Here is a 17,468-nt window from a genome sequence, read left to right on the forward strand (position 1 = left end):
AAAGCCCAATTCATAAATCTGAATTGGGCTTTAGTTTTATTTGTTATGAAGTTTTATTAAAACTTCATCTTCTGAATTCTCACCGCATTCAATATCGCCAACAGCGCTACTCCAACATCAGCAAAAACAGCTTCCCACATGGTTGCGAGTCCGCCCGCACCTAAAATCAGTACAAAAGCTTTTACAACAAAAGCCAAAGTAATATTTTGCCAGACAATCTTTTTGGTTTGTTTACCGATGTTGATGGCCATCGGGATTTTACTTGGTTTATCATCCTGAATAACAATATCTGCAGTTTCAATGGTGGCATCGCTTCCTAAACCGCCCATGGCAATTCCGACCGTGCTTAAGGCAATAACCGGAGCATCATTTACGCCGTCACCAACAAAAGCTACGGTTTGATTTTTAGCTTTAATTTCGTTGAGTTTATTGACTTTATCTTCCGGAAGCAAATCTCCAAAAGCATTAGCAATTCCAAGTTTACGCGCTACAAATTGTACAACATTAGTTTTATCGCCGCTCAGCATCGTTACTTGAACCCCTAATGCTTTTAATTTACTTACCGTTTCCTGAGCGTCTTCCTTAATTTCATCTGCGATGGTTAAATAACCGGCAAACTTTTTATCGTAAGCAATAGCAATTGTCGTGTAAACTACTTCATTCGGATCTAAATCATAGTTAATACCGAATTTATCCATTAATTTGAAATTTCCTACATGCAACTCTTTTCCGTTAATTTCGGCTTTTAAACCATGACCTGAAATCTCTTCTACGTTTTTCAATTCAATTGAAGTATCAATTTCACCAACGTAATTGTGAATCGCCGTCGCTACCGGATGTGTGCTTTGACTTTCTAAAGCATTAACCATTTTCAGTATTTCTCCTTTATTGACATCATGATATATAATAACTTCCTGAACTTTGAAAACACCTTCAGTCATGGTACCCGTTTTATCCATTACCACATTCTGGATTGTCGAAATACTGTCCAAAAAATTACTCCCTTTAAAGAGGATTCCGTTTTTACTAGCTGCTCCAATTCCACCAAAATAACCTAGCGGAATACTGATAACTAACGCACACGGGCAAGAAATAACTAAGAAGACCAAAGCTCTGTATAACCATTGACTAAAAACATAATTATCAACAAAAAGCATTGGCAGCAAACAAATCGCAATCGCCAGATACACCACAATTGGCGTATAGATTTTAGCAAATTTTCGGATAAACAATTCTGCAGGTGCTTTTTTAGTTGTCGCATTCTGAACCATTTCAAGGATTCTGGATAATTTACTGTCTTTATAATCGGTGGTAACTTTTACCTGCGCAATGGTATTGCCGTTAATCATTCCGGCCAAGACAGTTTCTCCTTTTTTCTTAGTTGCTGGTTTGCTTTCCCCCGTAAGGGCTGCTGTATTAAACGAAGCGGTATCAGACATTAATTCGCCATCTAAACCTAATTTTTCTCCTGCTTTAAGCTGAATGATAGCTCCGATTTTAACATCTGCCGCTTTGATTTTTGTTGTCACATTATTTTCTATAATATTGACTTCGTCCGGACGCTGATCCAACAAACTTTTAATATTCGATTTTGCCCTGCTTACTGCCAAGCCCTGAAAATTTTCTCCAATGGTATAAAACAACATAACCGCAACACCTTCAGGATATTCTCCAATGGCAAAAGCACCGATTGTGGCAATACACATCAGGAAAAACTCTGAAAACACATCGCCTTTCGTAATGCTTTCGTAAGCTTCTTTCAAAACCGGAAGTCCAACCGGCAAATAAGCGACAATATACCAGCCAATTCTAACATAACCGGAAAACCAACTTTGCGGAAAATAGTTGTCAAACCCAATTCCGATTAGTAATAAAACAAATGAAATTATCGCTGGCAAAAACATTTGAAACATATTTCCAGAGCTGCCGTGATCGTGATCGTGGTCATGATCATGATCGTGACCTTCATTTTCAGTATGCTTATGCTCTTCATGCGCTGAACAGCATCCGGATTGGTTCTTTTTCTTTTTAATTATTTTTTCTTCTGTATGTTCCATAAATGGGTTTCAAGTTTGAAGTTTTCTTGGTTTCAGGTTGACAATTGGATTGGATATAAATACGTATAAATTCGCGTTATCCGTGTGCCAATTGAAACACTTTCTAAAGTTACATCTTTTAAGGCAATTGTTTTTGCTTAATATTTTTTTTTAATTGCGCAGAGGCGCAGAGGCGCAAAGTTTTTCACGCAGATTTTAAAAAGATTTAAGCAGATAAACGCAGATTATTATTTCACTATCTCAAAAATAAATCTGTTATAATCTGCTATAATCTGCAGAATCTGCGTGAAAACACATTTTAATTCTTTGTTTATTCCACGCAGCTTAAAATGCTTCGTGCCTTAGCGCCTTAGTGGCAAAAAAATCAATGTTCGTGTTCTCCCCCGCCTTTCATCGCAGAAAGCAAATAAAAAGCGCCTTTCGTAACGATTTTAGCATTCGGAGCAATTTCATCTACAAACTTCACTTCTGTAAAACCTAAATCTGTCGTTCCCGGAATTACTTCTATGGCTTTAAAATGAATTTCTTTCTCGTGGTTTTCTTTATTCTCTGATTTCTCCTGATGTTGCTCTTCTTCAACAAAAACAAAATATTTATCGGCATTTCGAACAACAGCGTCTTTTGGCAAGGCAGGAACAGTCGCATTGGTGATGTTAATATTCGCAGAAACATACATTCCCGGAATTAGTCCTTTGGCATCAGCCGATTCAATTTTAGCGTGAACGGCAACCGTTTTACTTTCGTTTGAAAACGATTTATTTATTCCGAATATCTTTCCTTTGATTGATTTATTAGATTGATTCGTCAATACAAAATCAATTACCTGCCCCACCGAAATAGAACCTAAGTCTTTCTCATAAACATTCAGATCCAAATGCATTTGGGTATTGTCAACCACTTCAAACAACGAAACTCCGGTTTGGGCATAAGCACCTTTTGCAATGCTTATTTTACCAACATAACCGCTTATTGGAGCAACAATAGGTACTAATGAAGTGCTTCCTTTTGTGCTGACGTGCAAAGCTTCTAATTTATTTTTTGCGGCTTGTGCCCTAGCTCTTTCTGCCGCCAATTTTGCTTTTACTTCCTGAAACGTTTTCCTCGGATTTACATTTTCATCACTCAATGTTTTCTGGCGGTTGTATTCCAATTGCAAAAATTCAATATTGGCTGTAGCCGAATGATAGTCTTCCTGCATTTCAATCACTTCTAAATTTTGAATCGTAGCCAAAACTTTTCCTTTATTGACAAAAGTCCCTTCCAAAACAAAAATATCCTTCACGGTTCCACCAATTAAAGTCGAAACTTCAGCAGAATTTTGAGGAGGAACAGTTGTATAGCCATTGGCTTTTATGACTTTATTGAGGTTTCTGTTTTCTACAAAACCGGTTTCGATACCGATTGTTTTGTATTGAGAAGCAGTTAAAGCGACTTCTGTCTGTGATTTTTCTTCTTCGTGTGTTTCTTCTGTTTTTTTCTCATTGCAACTTACATTAACCGCAAAGAGCGCAAAGAGAAAAATACGCAAAGCACGCAAGGAAATTACACTTTGCGACCTTTGCGTAAACTCCCTAGCGTTCTTTGCGGTTAAGCTATTTAGTATATTTTTCATTTTTAATTATTTTTGATAGTTGGAAATTGAAGTTCTATGGCGCTTTGATTGTAATTATGAGTCGCCTCGGCATATTGTTTTTTGATATCAATCGCCTGATTTAAAAAGCTGATATATGACCAATAACTCATGTCGCCATTGGCATAACTTTTTTGCGCCGTACTGATAATCTGATCGGCATACTGCAAACCTTCATTCTGATAATAATCTAGTGCTTTTTGCTGTTTTGCAAAGTTATTCTGCAATTCCTGCTGTTGCAGATTCAACGTTAATTTGCTTTTATCCAAAGCCAATTGCGACTGCGAAATACTGATCTCTGAAGCTTTGGCTTTCGCCGAATTTACTCCGCCAAACAACGGAATCTGTAAACCTGCGGTAAAACCCTGAAATAACCAATCAGTGTTGATACTTTGGGCAAAATAGCCTAATCCTAATTTAGGCGTTCGCATCGCTTTATATGTATTGGTTTCCTTTTGATAAACCGAAATTTGCTGTTGGTAATAATCAGTCAATAAACCTTCTGCTTTCGAATTTCCTTCTTCTTTTATAGTAGCGTATTTCAAAACTGTTTTTTCATCCGGAATGATGTTTTCATCTGTCTGAACAAAAAACTGCAATTGCTTTTGATAAATCGCCAAATCGTATTCTAATTGCGCTTTCTGCGTTTCAATTTCTTTTACTTTCGCTTTAGCACTGATTACTTCGATATTACCGCTTTCTCCGGTTTGAAAACGCAATTCGGCATTCTTGAGGAACTTGGTATAAATCTCATTTAATTCCGAGTTTAATTGCTGAATTGAAACGCCATATAAATATTGATAATAGGCCAAGTTAACGGCTTTTTCAATTTCATAAGAAGACAACGCTTTTCGTTTTTCGGCCAGTTTTACCAATTCTTCCTGCAATTGTCGATTCGCTTTTGTAATATTTCCGATTGGAAAATATTGCTGAATTGAGACGTTGTGATCAAAATCGACACTGTTGAATTGTCCGCCCTGATATTGTACCTGGAGCGGATCTGCCTGAAATGCGGTCTTTTTTAGGACGGTTTGTTTCTCGATTTCTTTATCGGCAATTTTTAAGTCAATGTTGTTTGATTTGGCCAGTTCTATTGCTTTTTCTAACGATATTTTGGCTTGCGCCGATGATATTGTGCTTGTTAATAAGAGTGCAATTAACCACAGCGAATTTAACCACAAAGTTCGCAAAGGAGTTTTCACAAAGCTCACAAAGGTTATTTTCTTGAATTTATATATTGAGTTTTTCATTTTTTACTTTTCAATTAGAGAATTTAGTCAATTAGATTTTTTTCACAAAGTTGTAATTATCTAATTATCATATTTTCTCATTATCTAATTATCCTTTTTGCGGTTAAATCCACGTTCCAATAATAAATACAGAATCGGCAGAACGATTAGTGTCAATAATGTCGCTGAAACTAAACCTCCAATAACCACCGTTGCCAAAGGTTTCTGTACTTCTGCCCCTCCGCTTGTGGATAATGCCATTGGTAAGAATCCTAACGAAGCCACCGCAGCTGTCATTAAAACCGGACGTAATCTGGTTTTGGTTCCGATTAAAACTCTTTGCAGCGGATCGAGTATTCCTTCTGTTTTTAATTGATTGAAATACGAAATCAGCACGATTCCGTTTAGAACTGCAATTCCGAATAAAGCAATAAAACCAATTCCGGCAGAAATACTAAACGGCATGCCGCGCATCCAAAGGGCAAAAACACCACCAATAGCTGATAACGGAATGGCGGTAAAAATTAGTCCGGCTTGTTTGAAACTATTGAAAGTCAGATACAGTAAAATCAATATTAATCCCAAGGCAATAGGCAATGCAACCATTAATCGATTTGTAGCTTTGACCAAATTCTCAAATTGACCGCCATAGGTTACGTAATATCCAGAAGGAAGATTAAAATCTCGTACCAATCGCTCCTGAATTTCTTCCACAACACTTTTAATATCGCGTCCGCGGACATTTAATCCAACGGTAATTCGGCGTTTTCCATCTTCACGTGTTACCTGAACCGGACCTTGTTCATAATCAACTGAAGCAACCTGAGAAAGCGGAACCTGTTGTCCGTTAGGCAGCGGAATAAACAAATTACTGACATCGGTAATATCAGCGCGATTGTCCTGATTCATTCTCACGACCACATCAAATCTTTTGCTTTCTTCGTAGATTTTTCCGGCACTTTCTCCGGCAAACGACGAACGAATAATTTGGTTGATATCTGAAATATTCAATCCATATAAAGCGATTTTATTGTAATCGTATTTGATGGTAATCTGTGGTAAACCGGTTACTTTATCGGCTTTTAAGTCTCCGATTCCTTCTATGTTTTTAATTTTTAAGATTAATTCCGCTGCTTTTGCATCTAAAATCTCTAAATCGTCTCCAAAAATTTTGATCGCAATATCACTTCGGCTTCCCGTCATTAATTCGTTAAAACGCATCTGGATAGGCTGTGAAATTTCAATATTAGAGCCCGGAATCACTTCCATTTCTTCTTTCATCGCATTAGCCAGATCTTCCCAATTATCGTACTTGCCTTTCCATTCTTTTTTGTCTTTCAAAACAATAATTAAATCACCGCTTTCAATTGGCATCGGATCAGTTGGGATTTCTCCACTTCCTATTTTGGAAACTATCGTTTTGATTTCCGGAAACTTATCCTTGAGAATCTTCTCTAATTTTGTCGTTGTTTCTACCATCTGCGTAAGCGAACTTCCGGTCATAATAGATACGTTTATAGCCAAATCGCCTTCTTCAATTGTCGGAATAAATTCTCCTCCCATACTATTAAAAATCAGTAACGCAACGGCAAACAAAGCCACTGATATTGCCAGAACTATCTTTTTAAACTGTAGTGCTTTCTCTAAAAATGGTCGGTATAAATTTTCCAGCCAAACCATCATTCGATCACTGAAATTGGCTTTGTGCTCTGTGTTTTTTGAAAGGAATAACGCGCTCATCATTGGAACGTATGTCAACGAAAGCACAAAGGCACCAATTACGGCGAACCCAACAGTCATTGCCATTGGTTTAAACATTTTACCTTCTGTTCCTATTAAAGCCAGAATTGGAAGATATACAATCAGAATAATAATTTCTCCAAAAGCGGCACTATTTCTAATTTTTGAAGCCGAGTTGTAGACTTCAATGTCCATTTCGCTTTGCGTTAAATCCTTTTTTCTTTTAAGTTTCTGCAGATGATGCATCGTTGCTTCTACAATAATAACGGCTCCGTCGACTATAATTCCGAAGTCAATTGCCCCCAGACTCATTAAATTACCACTTACGCCAAAGGCATTCATCAAAATCACAGCAAAAAGCATGGCTAGCGGAATAACAGAAGCTACAATTAAGCCGGCACGTAAATTACCAAGAAACAATATCAGGACAAAAATGACGATTAACGCCCCTTCCAAAAGGTTTTTTGTTACTGTCCCAATCGCATTGTCAACTAATTTTCCTCTGTCAATAAAAGCTTCGGCAACAACGCCTTCCGGTAAGCTTTTGTTAATCTGAATCATTCGTTCATGAATTCGGTTGACAACTGCGCTGGAATTTTCTCCCTTCAACATTAAAACCAAACCTGAAACGATTTCTCCTTTTCCGTCTTTGGTGGAAGCGCCGTAACGCAATGCAACTCCTTCGCGAACTTCAGCAACATCACGCACTAAAACGGGTGAACCATTGCGGTTTTTTACCACAACATTTCCAAGGTCTTTTACACCTTTCGCCATTCCGACACCCCGAATAAAATAGGCATATTGATCTTTTTCAATATAAGCTCCTCCTGTATTTTGATTGTTTTTTTCTAAAGCATCGAATATTTCAGTAATGGTAACTCCAAGACTATTAAGCGTATTTGGATTTACGGCAATTTCGTACTGTTTTAGTTTGCCTCCCCATGCACTAACATCGGCGACCCCTTTAATACCTTGTAATTGCGGAATAATGATCCAATCCTGAATAGTTCTTAATTTTACTGCATCGTATTTATTTTCATAACCTTTTTTGGCATAAACATCGTATTGGTAAATTTCACCTAAACCAGTGCTAATGGGTGCTAATTCTGGTGAACCGGCATAAGCAGGAATGTTTTCTTCGGCTTGCTTTAAGCGTTGAAATATTTGCTCTCTCGCCCAATAAATATCAACATCATCTTCAAACACCACAGTTACAACTGACAATCCAAAGCGCGAAATACTTCGGAGTTCTATAATATTGGGAACTGTTTTTACAGCCTGCTCGAGAGGATAAGTGATTAATTGTTCTACTTCCTGACTGGCCAAAGTCGGAGCTGTTGTAATGATTTGCACCTGATTATTGGTAACATCAGGCAAAGCATCTAAAGGCAAATTTTTAAGCGAATAACTTCCCCAGGCAATTAATACAAGGGTAAATAGCAGTATAAAGAACTTATTCCTTATACTAAACTGTATAATTTTATCTAACATTTGAATATATAATGACGTGAGAAATTAGACAAAGTTTGTCTATTCATTTTGTGAAAAGTCCACAAGTCTCTAACCCGACCTAGCCGGGCATCATTATGCTATTTGAGGAGGCTGCCAAATACTTCCGTAGAAATTGGAAGCAAAAACAGAATTATAATTGGGTAAAGCTTTTGAAATAATAGTAAAAGCTACAGGAAACTCAAAATTTTCAGAAAGCTGATAGCTTAAAATCTGGGCTCCACAGCAATTACAGGCGCAAAATGGGGAACATAAATCATTGTCTTTATCATGTGAATGATTGGTTTCAGACGAAAACTGAGCAGTTTTATGCATAGCACTATTCACTTCCATATCTGCACAAGGCATATTTGAAAGCGCTATCAAATAAATTGATAATAGTATTGCTATCCATTTCATACGGTAAATTTACTATTTATTCTGTTATAAAAAATCTAAACTTTTGGAAATGATGTTTATAAAAGCCATCTTTCTTTTTGGTTATTGTAGGAATTATATTTTTATCCGGAAATTATACTTTCTTAAAAAAGATTGCAAATGGTAAGAAAATTTATTTAACTTTAACAATAATTAACATTTTGACCCAAATCAAATTTTAAAACATAAAAGCCTATTCGATTACAATACAGAGTATAAGCATACATTTTCCCAAAGAATACATTAGTTACCTATTTATTTTTCGCAGTTCTATTAATTAATTTTATAACACTCCAATCAATGAAATGTAATACACTAATATCAGCCTCTCTATTATTCTTTAGCATGCAAATTTTTGGTCAGGTTTATACTGACAAAATAGTTGGTAAAAAAAATGAGCAACTTAAAGATAGTCTTAAAACAGAAAAATACCCCTACGCACTACCAATCTGGGGAGAAAAAGTTGCCCAAAAAGGGTATAAATTACCTTATTCTGCGGGAGTTTCGGTAAATTATTTCTGGCAGGAATCTGAAATCGTAATTAGTAATCTGGAAGTTGGTTTTAATCATGGTCCCCTATACAATTTAGATGAAATCATACGTTTTGATAAATCTACGGTAGAAGCAGGTGCTTTAACCATCAGACCTGATATTTGGCTGCTTCCTTTCTTAAACATTTATGGAATTTTCGGAAAAGCCAATACATCCACTAAAATTAATGCCGGAGTTTATGTTCCGGATGCAGACAATAATTGGTCGGAAATTGCCAATTTTAGCACCAAAGCTAATTTTGATGCGACCACCGTGGGTATAGGTATGACCCCAACAATTGGTATTGGCGGAGGCTGGCTGGCTCTTGACATGAACATGGCCTGGACCGATATCAGTTCGCTGGACAAACCTGCTTTCTCTTATATTTTTGGACCACGTTTAGGTAAAACCTTTAAATTACCTAAACCCGAAACAAATGTTGCCGTTTGGGTTGGTGCTTTTAGAGTCCATATAAATGGTGATACTAATGGCGATTTGCCTCTGTCTGATTTTATCGATTTATCTAGTGCCCAGGTAAAAGTAGATAGCGGTCTTGCAAAAGTTTCTGAAAATCAAACAAAAGTAGATAACTGGTGGGATGGTCTTACGCCGGCTGAGCAAAAAAATCCCGTGAATGTTACCAAACACAATACTGCAAATCGTGCGCTTGAAAGAGCCGGAACATTTTTAAGCACATTAGATGGAGCTTTGAGTACTGCCTCGGATTCATCTGTTCAGTATTCGCTGCAAAAAAGACCTAAGGACATGTGGAATTTTATTATTGGATCACAATATCAATTCAGTAAACACGTAATGTTTCGCGCTGAAGTTGGTTTCTTAGGCAGTCGTACACAAGCATTAGGTAGTCTTCAGTATCGTTTTGGACTTTAATCCATTAATCGTATGAAAAAAGGTTTATTATTACTTATCGCTTTCTTTTGTATAACATCAGCACAATCACAAGTTTTAATTTCCTTGCTTTTTGGAGACAAATTGAATTCACCTTTTTTAGAATTTGGTTTGGATGGCGGTGTCAATTTCTCGACGATCTCAAATATGGAAACCTCTGGTACTGAAGTAGGGTTTAATCTTGGGTTTTATTTTGATATAAGATCTAAAAAAAATCCTGCCTGGATGATCAATACCGGCGTTATCGTAAAATCCCCCATGGGGGCGCACGGTTTGCCGGTTTATTCTTTAGGCGACACCAATCTGGATAATACTTTTGCTGGTGGAAAAGTGGATCGTGAAATACGTTATTTCAATGTTCCGATTTTGATTAAATATCAGTTCAAAAATAATATTTATCTAAAAACAGGTCCCCAGCTCGGATTATTAGCCAAAGCTTTTGATAAATTTCATAAAGATTATAATGGCGATGATGTAGAATACAAGCACAACATTAGAGATCAAATACATGTTATTGATGCTGGAATTGCACTTGGTGCCGGTTATCATATGAATATCGGAAACGGGTTGAATATGACGGTTCAATATTATTACGGATTGGTTCCTGTAATGAAGGGAGATGGACCTGTACAATACAACAGATCTTTGTATGTAACAGCAGGTTTGCCAATAGGTCGCGGAAAAGCAGCCAGAAAAAAAGCGGAAAAAGAAGCCGAATTAAACCGTGTTATTCTGCCTGAAGAAGAGGCACCAAAACCTGGAAATTAATCATTCGGGCTATTAATAGAAATAATCAATTTTAAGATTTCATGATTGTGCAAAACAAAATGAGGTTCTGTATATAAAATCGCATTATTGGGCATAAAAGGCATTTCTGCCGCCAATGGATTTTGAACGACAAGAGTTCCTCCATGCGCCTGAATTGCCTGTAATCCTGCAGTTCCGTCGGTATTTGAACCAGACAATAAAATACCTACTAAAGATTCACCGTAAATTTCAGCAGCAGATTCAAAGGAAACATCAATACTTGGTCTGCTAAAATTTATTTTCTCAGAGGTATCCAATGCAAGGAAATCGTTTTTTTCAAATAATAAATGATAATTTGAAGGTGCCACGTAAACAAAACCCGGAACCAATGGCGTTTTATCTTCTACAGTTTTTAGTGGTACATTCGATTTTAAACTAATTAAATCTTCCAGTGTCTGATCGTCAGTACTTTTTCGATGTAAGACGATAACCATTGCAAAATCCTTTATTTTGGGTATTTCAGGCAAAATTTGCATCAGCGCATTTAAACTTCCTGCAGATCCACCAATAATTACCACTTTACAGCCTGTTATTACTTCACTTTTCTCCATATTTTCTCTTTTTCAAACTGTTTGTATTTCGTTGGAGAAATCGAATACTTTATGGTTTCTTTTGTTCCTAAAGCAAGAAATCCCAAAACAGCCAGACTTTCATCAAATAAATTAATCACTCTCTTTTGAAGATCGTTGTCAAAATAAATTAAAACGTTGCGGCATAAAATCAGGTCAAATTCATTAAAGGATGTATCTGATACTAAATTATGCTGTGAATAAACCATCTTTTCAGCAAGTTCTTCATTAAATTTTGCAATACCATAATTGGCAATATAATAATTTGAAAAATCTTCCTGTCCCCCTGCATCACGATAGTTTTCTGAATATTCTTTCATCATTCGAAGCGGAAAAATTCCTTTTTTGGCTGTTTCCAAAACCGAGGCATTAATGTCTGTTGCATAAATAAGCGATTTATGAAGTAAACCAGCTTCTTTAAGCATAATAGCCATTGAATAGACTTCTTCGCCTGTAGAGCAGCCTGCATGCCATAATCTGATAAAAGGTTTGGTTCCGAGTAATGGTAAAATTTCATTTCTTAAAACTCTGTAAAAAGAAGGATCGCGAAACATCTCGGTTACATTTACCGTGATTTCGTCCACCATTCTTTTGTAATATTCCGGATCATATCGAACTCTGGACAGAAACTCATGAAAATGGGTAAATCCATCTAAATGAAAAAGTCTGTTCACACGTCTTTTCAAAGAAGCTCTCGAATAACTTCCAAAATCAAAACCATAATATTCGTAAACATCATTTATAAGTGTTTCTAACTCAATATCTTCAATCATAATTCATTTCATATTTCCTTCAGGACCTGAAGTAATTTATCTACATCAACTGGTTTCGATATATAAGCATCTGCCCCAGCCTCCAAACATTTTTCTTTATCACCCACCATCGCCTGTGCCGTTACAGATACAACAAAAGTCAATCTTCTTGAAGGAATCGCTTTTATCAATGGAATCGCTTCATAACCATCCATTTCCGGCATCATCATATCGATTAAAACGGCGTCAATTATTTCTTCAGATGCTAATATTTTTAAAGCTTCCTCAGCACTTAAACAAGACAAACAATCGAATGATTTTGCACGTAAAGTGTTTTCTAAAGCAAAAATATTTCTGGGATCATCATCAATAATTAAGAGTCTTTTTTTATTCATATTCGCCTGCTTTTAATTTGGTTTCTTAATTTTTTTGCCACGAATTACACTAATTTTCACTAATTAAAATTTGTGTCAATTTGTGTAATTCCGGGCAACTTTCATTTTTATATTTTATCGTAAAGCCAAACTCTCAATAGCGAAAGCAGCTGATCAATATCTACTGGTTTTGTTATATAATCTGACGCTCCGGCTTTAATGCATTTTTCCCTGTCTCCAGTCATGGCTTTTGCGGTTACGGCAATTAGGGGTAAATTCAGGAATTTAGGCATACTTCTTATTTTTTCGGCTGTTTCATAACCGTCCATATTTGGCATCATCATATCCAATAAAACGATGTCTGTATCCGGATGTTCTCCTAAAATCTTGATTGCTTCTTTTCCATCAAAAGCAGTAATCACATTCATTTTGAAAACTTCTAAGGCTTTTGTCAACGAATAAATATTACGAACGTCATCATCTACAATTAATACCTTTTTTTCAAACAGGATATTGTTAAGTAAATTTAGCTTTTTATGACTGTCTTTTTTGTCTTTTGGATCTTTTTTATCTTCAACCAAATGAAGGAAAAGAGAAACTTCATCGAGCATTCTTTGATACGAATGTGCTGTTTTTACAATAATCGAATCGGCATATTTTTTAATCTTGACTTCCTCTTTAATAGACAAACTTTTTCCTGTAAAGACAATTACAGGCAAGTTTTCTAAGCCCGGATTTTTCTTTACTCCTTCTAAAATTGCGTACGCTTGTTTGTCCGGAATTCCCATATCAAGAATAACACAATCAATTTCTGTATTATTTAACGCCTGCAAACCATCAGAAACCTCGCTTTTTATTTCGGCGTTAATATTATATGTTTCTAAGAAAAAAGCCAATGCTTTAGCATGTTTTGGATTATCTTCAATAATTAAAACCTTTTGCGCTTCTTTGTTAATGATATGTTCAATTCGTAAAAATACATCGGGAATCTTATCAAAAGCAACTGGTTTGTCTAAGAAATCGACAGCCCCTTTCAATAAACTTTCCTGTTTCAATTTATGTGATGACATAATATGTACCGGAATATGTTTGGTATTTGAATTATTTTTTAATTCTTCCAAAACTTCCCAACCACTTTTAATTGGTAATTCAATATCCAATAAAACACCAACAGGTTTGTAAAGCAGTGCAAAATTTAAGGCATAATCGCCACGAACAGAAACAATTCCTTTATATCCTTTATTTCTTGTAAAAGCTAAAAGTGATTTTGCAAAATTGATATCGTCTTCTACAATTAAAATTACCTTGTCTCCTTCTTTTACTGAATCTCTGTCATCTTCAATTTCATCAGGAATAACAGCACTTAAATATTTATTTTTTTCTGGTGCTTTTTCTTCATTTTCAACTTCTGTAAAATCTGTCGGAGGAATTTTTTCTACATTTATTTTGTTCACGGCTGAACCAAAAACCGGAAGGCATAATGTAAAAGTACTTCCTTCATTTTCTTTACTATGGAGAATAATTTCTCCACGAAGCAATTTAGCCAATTCACGACTGATTGATAATCCTAGGCCAGTTCCTCCATATTTACGTTTTGTTGAACCGTCTGCTTGTTGGAAAGCCTCGAAAATTAAAGGTTGTTTTGCTAACGGAATTCCAATTCCGGTATCCTTTACTATAAAGCAAATAATTTTATCATCGTCTGTATTTACTTTGATTTCTAAACTTACAGATCCTTTATCTGTGAATTTAATTGCATTTGAAATCAGGTTTTTAAGAATTTGCTCCAAACGCATTTTGTCTGTTTTAATGACAATTGGTGCTTCTTTTGCAATAATTTCAAACTTAATGTTTTTCTCTTTTGCTACATGGCTAAACAGATTCCATAAATTATCTGTAATTTCTTTAGTCGAAACATCTAAAAATTCAAGATCCATTTTTCCAGCTTCAATTTTAGATAAATCCAGAATTTCATCAATTAATCCTAACAAACTATTTCCTGAACTCTGAATCACTTTTGCAAATTCAATTTCCTCAGGAACCATGCTTTTGTTGTTATTTTCAGATAGCAATCGGCTTAAAAGCAAAATTGAATTTAGAGGCGTTCTTAATTCGTGAGACATATTCGCTAAAAATTCTGATTTATAACGAGTTGTCAATTCCAATGCTTCTGATTTCTTCTGAATTTCATTGTTTTTTTCTTCCAATAAAACACTTCTTTCAGATAATTCTTCATTGGTTTGTTCCAATTCTTCTTGTTGAACACGCAATTCTTCCTCAGATGCCTGAAGTTTCTCTGTTTGTGCTTCAAGCTCTGCATTTATTGCCTCTAATTCTGTATGTTGCGCTTGTAATTCCTCTGATTGAGATTTGGTTTCTTCCAATAACTCCATCACTCTTTTTCTATTTTGAGTCGATTTAATGGCAATTCCAATGTTATTTGAAATGGTTTTTAAAAACTCAATTTGAAGATCAGAAAATCCATAAATGCTGGCTAATTCAACAGCGCCTTCAATCCTGGTATCCAGCAAAGGAAACGCTATAATATGAGTTGGTTTTATTTGGCCTAAAGCATAATTAATTTGAATATCATCTGGTGATAACACTTTTAACTCAAGCAATTCTTTTGAAATAATTGCCTGTCCAATCAAGCCTTCTCCTTTTTGAATATGTTCGCGATTTTTACCCGGAATATAGCTGTAACCGCCAGAAAAATGAAGCTCGTCTCCTTCTAATACATACAAGACTCCCGCGCTGCTGTTGGTATAATTACATAAAAACTCAATAACATCTTTTGATAATTTTTGAAGTGTTTTATCACCTAACATTACGTTATTAAGACTTGCAACTCCTGTTTGCATCCATTCTTTTTGCGATAACAATTCGAAAGAAGATTTTAAGGAAACTCCCATGTTATTCAATGATTCTCCAACGCTTCCCAATGCATCAGATTGTGTGTCATCAACACGGATATCATAATTTCCACTTGAGATATTACTAGCAATCATACTAATAGCCTGAATTCTTTCAGCTGTTTCCTTATCTTTCTTTTCTAGTTCATTCTGAAGTACTAAACGTTCATTATAATCTTTTAAAATTCGAAACAAAAAGACAATTGAAATAACAAAAGCGATAATAAAAGCCACAACAATCAGAACCAAACTATAAGTTCCGTAACGTTCTGAATTTTCGCCTCGTTCTTTTAATAGTGCCTGTTCTATGTTTTCAACACTTTTAATTTTTGCTCTTAAATCGTTCATCATTACCCGACCTGCATTAAGATCAAATGTAACAGCGTCTTTCCCTAAGCGTTTTTTTACAATTTGATTGTTCAGATACTTGAAAAAACTATCTCTAAGCACTTTTAATTCTCGTAACTGTTTTTGCTGCGTTGGATTATCAATAGTAAGTTCCTGTACTTTTTCAAAATAATTGTTTGATTTTGTCTCAGCATCATTATATCTTTCAACAAATTGCTCGTCGCCAGTAATTAAATAACCGCGCATACTAGTTTGAGCTTCCGTTACAATAGCTGATCCTTCATTTAAATTGTAAATAACTTCCTGAGTATGGTTGACCCAAAAATTACTATCCAATAAACTCTTTATACTAAAATAAGAGGCTGTAGAGGAGATCATTAATACCAGTAATGAAACTAATGAACTGATTAACAAATTACGTTTAAAGTTGTTCTTCATGTTTTAAATTATAGTTATTCGTATTTTAATGGAAGGATAATAATAAAGCTGGCGCCCTCTCCTACCTGACTTTTTGCTGTGATTAACCCGTTGTGTTTTTCGATGATTTTTTTGGCAATTGCTAGCCCTATTCCTGTTCCTTCGTACTTCTGTCGATCATTTAAGCTCTGAAAAATAATGAAGATACGATCCAGGTAAATTTCATCAAAACCAATTCCGTTGTCCTTTACTACGATTCTGCAAAATTTTCCTTCGGCAGAGACAGGACTGTCAAATGACTTATCGGCTATAATTTCAGATGTAACTTCAATTACCGGATGATCTGTATTTCCAGAGAATTTAAGAGCATTTCCAATTAAATTCTGGAAAACTTGTCGTAACTGACTCGGAATACTATCTATTGTTGGAAGTTCGCTCGTTTTGATTGTAGCGTTTTTTCGCTCAATCATATAATCAAAATCTGAAATCACTTCCTGAAGCACCACATTTAAATCGGTGGTTTCAGGCTTAACCTGCGATGATAATCTTGAATATGCCAGCAAATCGGTAATTAAAGTCTGCATTCTTTCAGCCGATTTAATCGTTCGGTCGACGTAGTCAATTGCTTTTTCATCAGTAGTTAAATAAAGCTCTTTGATGATTTTGATAAAGATTTGAATCTTACGGATGGGCTCATTTAAGTCATGAGAAACAACCCAGGAAAACTGCTGAAGTTCATGGTTTCTAAGTTCCAGTTCTTCATTTTTTAAAACCAGCTCTCTGGTTCGTTCTGCAATCTTAATTTCAAGGTTATCCTGAGCTTCTTTTCTGATTTTTATTTCTTTGGAAAGAAGGTCTTTCATTCCTTTCAATTCATTTTGCTGCTCGTAAATTTTTATGAATGTTTTTACTTTAAGAATAAGTAAATCAGAATCTACAGGTTTAGTAATGTATTCGACTGCACCGGTTTCATAACCTTTGAAAATGTATTTTTTTTCGATATTTAAAGCAGAAAGAAAAATAACGGGAATGTCTTTAGTGCGTTTATTTCCGGAAAGAATTTTGACTACCTCAAAACCATCAAGTCCGGGCATCTGAACATCCATGATGATAAGACAATAGTTTGTCTTTAGGATCTTCTTCAGGGCTTCTTCTCCAGATTCAGCAGTGTCAACATCGATATCGTGCAATTCTAATGTCTTTTTTAAGGCAATTATATTTGCTCTTATATCATCTACAATTAATACCATGCTGTTGGGGTAAAGCG

Annotated in this window: 12 protein-coding genes; 2 read left to right on the forward strand and 10 right to left on the reverse strand. The window is 35.6% G+C overall.

From position 1 onward, the window contains the following. Positions 1-56: 56 nt before the first annotated feature. The 5 genes from BUA98_RS07710 to BUA98_RS07730 all read right to left on the reverse strand — a co-directional run bounded on the left by BUA98_RS07710 (position 57) and on the right by BUA98_RS07730 (position 8,564). The gene (locus BUA98_RS07710; protein ID WP_086065203.1) at positions 57-2,057 is read right to left on the reverse strand and encodes a heavy metal translocating P-type ATPase; all 2,001 of its coding nucleotides are present in this window, start codon (positions 2,055-2,057) and stop codon (positions 57-59) included. A gap of 364 nt (positions 2,058-2,421) precedes the next feature. Further along, on the reverse strand, positions 2,422-3,669 hold the full coding sequence (locus BUA98_RS07715) for an efflux RND transporter periplasmic adaptor subunit (protein ID WP_072971028.1): 1,248 nt from the start codon (positions 3,667-3,669) through the stop codon (positions 2,422-2,424). A 2-nt stretch (positions 3,670-3,671) separates the two neighbouring features. Next, positions 3,672-4,937, reverse strand: a complete 1,266-nt coding sequence (locus BUA98_RS07720) for a TolC family protein (protein WP_072971029.1) — start codon at positions 4,935-4,937, stop codon at positions 3,672-3,674. A gap of 84 nt (positions 4,938-5,021) precedes the next feature. Then, positions 5,022-8,147, reverse strand: coding sequence for an efflux RND transporter permease subunit (locus BUA98_RS07725; RefSeq protein ID WP_072971030.1), 3,126 nt, complete (start codon positions 8,145-8,147; stop codon positions 5,022-5,024). Between the two features lie 93 nt (positions 8,148-8,240). Further along, positions 8,241-8,564, reverse strand: a complete 324-nt coding sequence (locus BUA98_RS07730; RefSeq protein WP_244279181.1) for a DUF6660 family protein — start codon at positions 8,562-8,564, stop codon at positions 8,241-8,243. Between the two features lie 318 nt (positions 8,565-8,882). On the opposite strand from BUA98_RS07730, the gene BUA98_RS07735 reads away from it, so the two are divergent. Continuing rightward, a complete protein-coding gene (locus BUA98_RS07735; RefSeq protein WP_072971031.1) occupies positions 8,883-10,004 on the forward strand; it encodes a hypothetical protein in 1,122 nt (373 codons plus the stop codon). Between the two features lie 12 nt (positions 10,005-10,016). Beyond that, positions 10,017-10,790, forward strand: a complete 774-nt coding sequence (locus BUA98_RS07740; RefSeq protein WP_072971032.1) for a porin family protein — start codon at positions 10,017-10,019, stop codon at positions 10,788-10,790. Here the strand turns inward: BUA98_RS07740 and BUA98_RS07745 are convergent. The 5 genes from BUA98_RS07745 to BUA98_RS07765 form a co-directional block, all read right to left on the reverse strand. Continuing rightward, positions 10,787-11,380 carry a chemotaxis protein CheB gene (locus tag BUA98_RS07745; RefSeq protein WP_072971033.1) on the reverse strand — a complete coding sequence of 198 codons (594 nt, stop codon included), beginning with the start codon at positions 11,378-11,380 and terminating at the stop codon, positions 10,787-10,789. The two genes, BUA98_RS07740 and BUA98_RS07745, sit on opposite strands and share 4 nt — an antisense overlap. After that, a complete protein-coding gene (locus BUA98_RS07750; protein WP_072971034.1) occupies positions 11,362-12,171 on the reverse strand; it encodes a CheR family methyltransferase in 810 nt (269 codons plus the stop codon). Before BUA98_RS07750 ends, BUA98_RS07745 begins: the two co-directional genes overlap by 19 nt. An 8-nt stretch (positions 12,172-12,179) precedes the next feature. Next, a complete protein-coding gene (locus BUA98_RS07755; RefSeq protein WP_026985399.1) occupies positions 12,180-12,545 on the reverse strand; it encodes a response regulator in 366 nt (121 codons plus the stop codon). Between the two features lie 107 nt (positions 12,546-12,652). After that, complete coding sequence (locus BUA98_RS07760; protein ID WP_072971035.1) at positions 12,653-16,222, reverse strand: response regulator; 3,570 nt, start codon at positions 16,220-16,222, stop codon at positions 12,653-12,655. A 14-nt stretch (positions 16,223-16,236) separates the two neighbouring features. Further along, positions 16,237-17,451: a hybrid sensor histidine kinase/response regulator gene (locus BUA98_RS07765; RefSeq protein ID WP_072971036.1), complete on the reverse strand. Its 1,215-nt coding sequence runs from the start codon at positions 17,449-17,451 to the stop codon at positions 16,237-16,239. Positions 17,452-17,468: the final 17 nt, after the last annotated feature.

It is taken from the genome of Flavobacterium saccharophilum (genome assembly GCF_900142735.1).
GTDB lineage: Bacteria > Bacteroidota > Bacteroidia > Flavobacteriales > Flavobacteriaceae > Flavobacterium > Flavobacterium saccharophilum.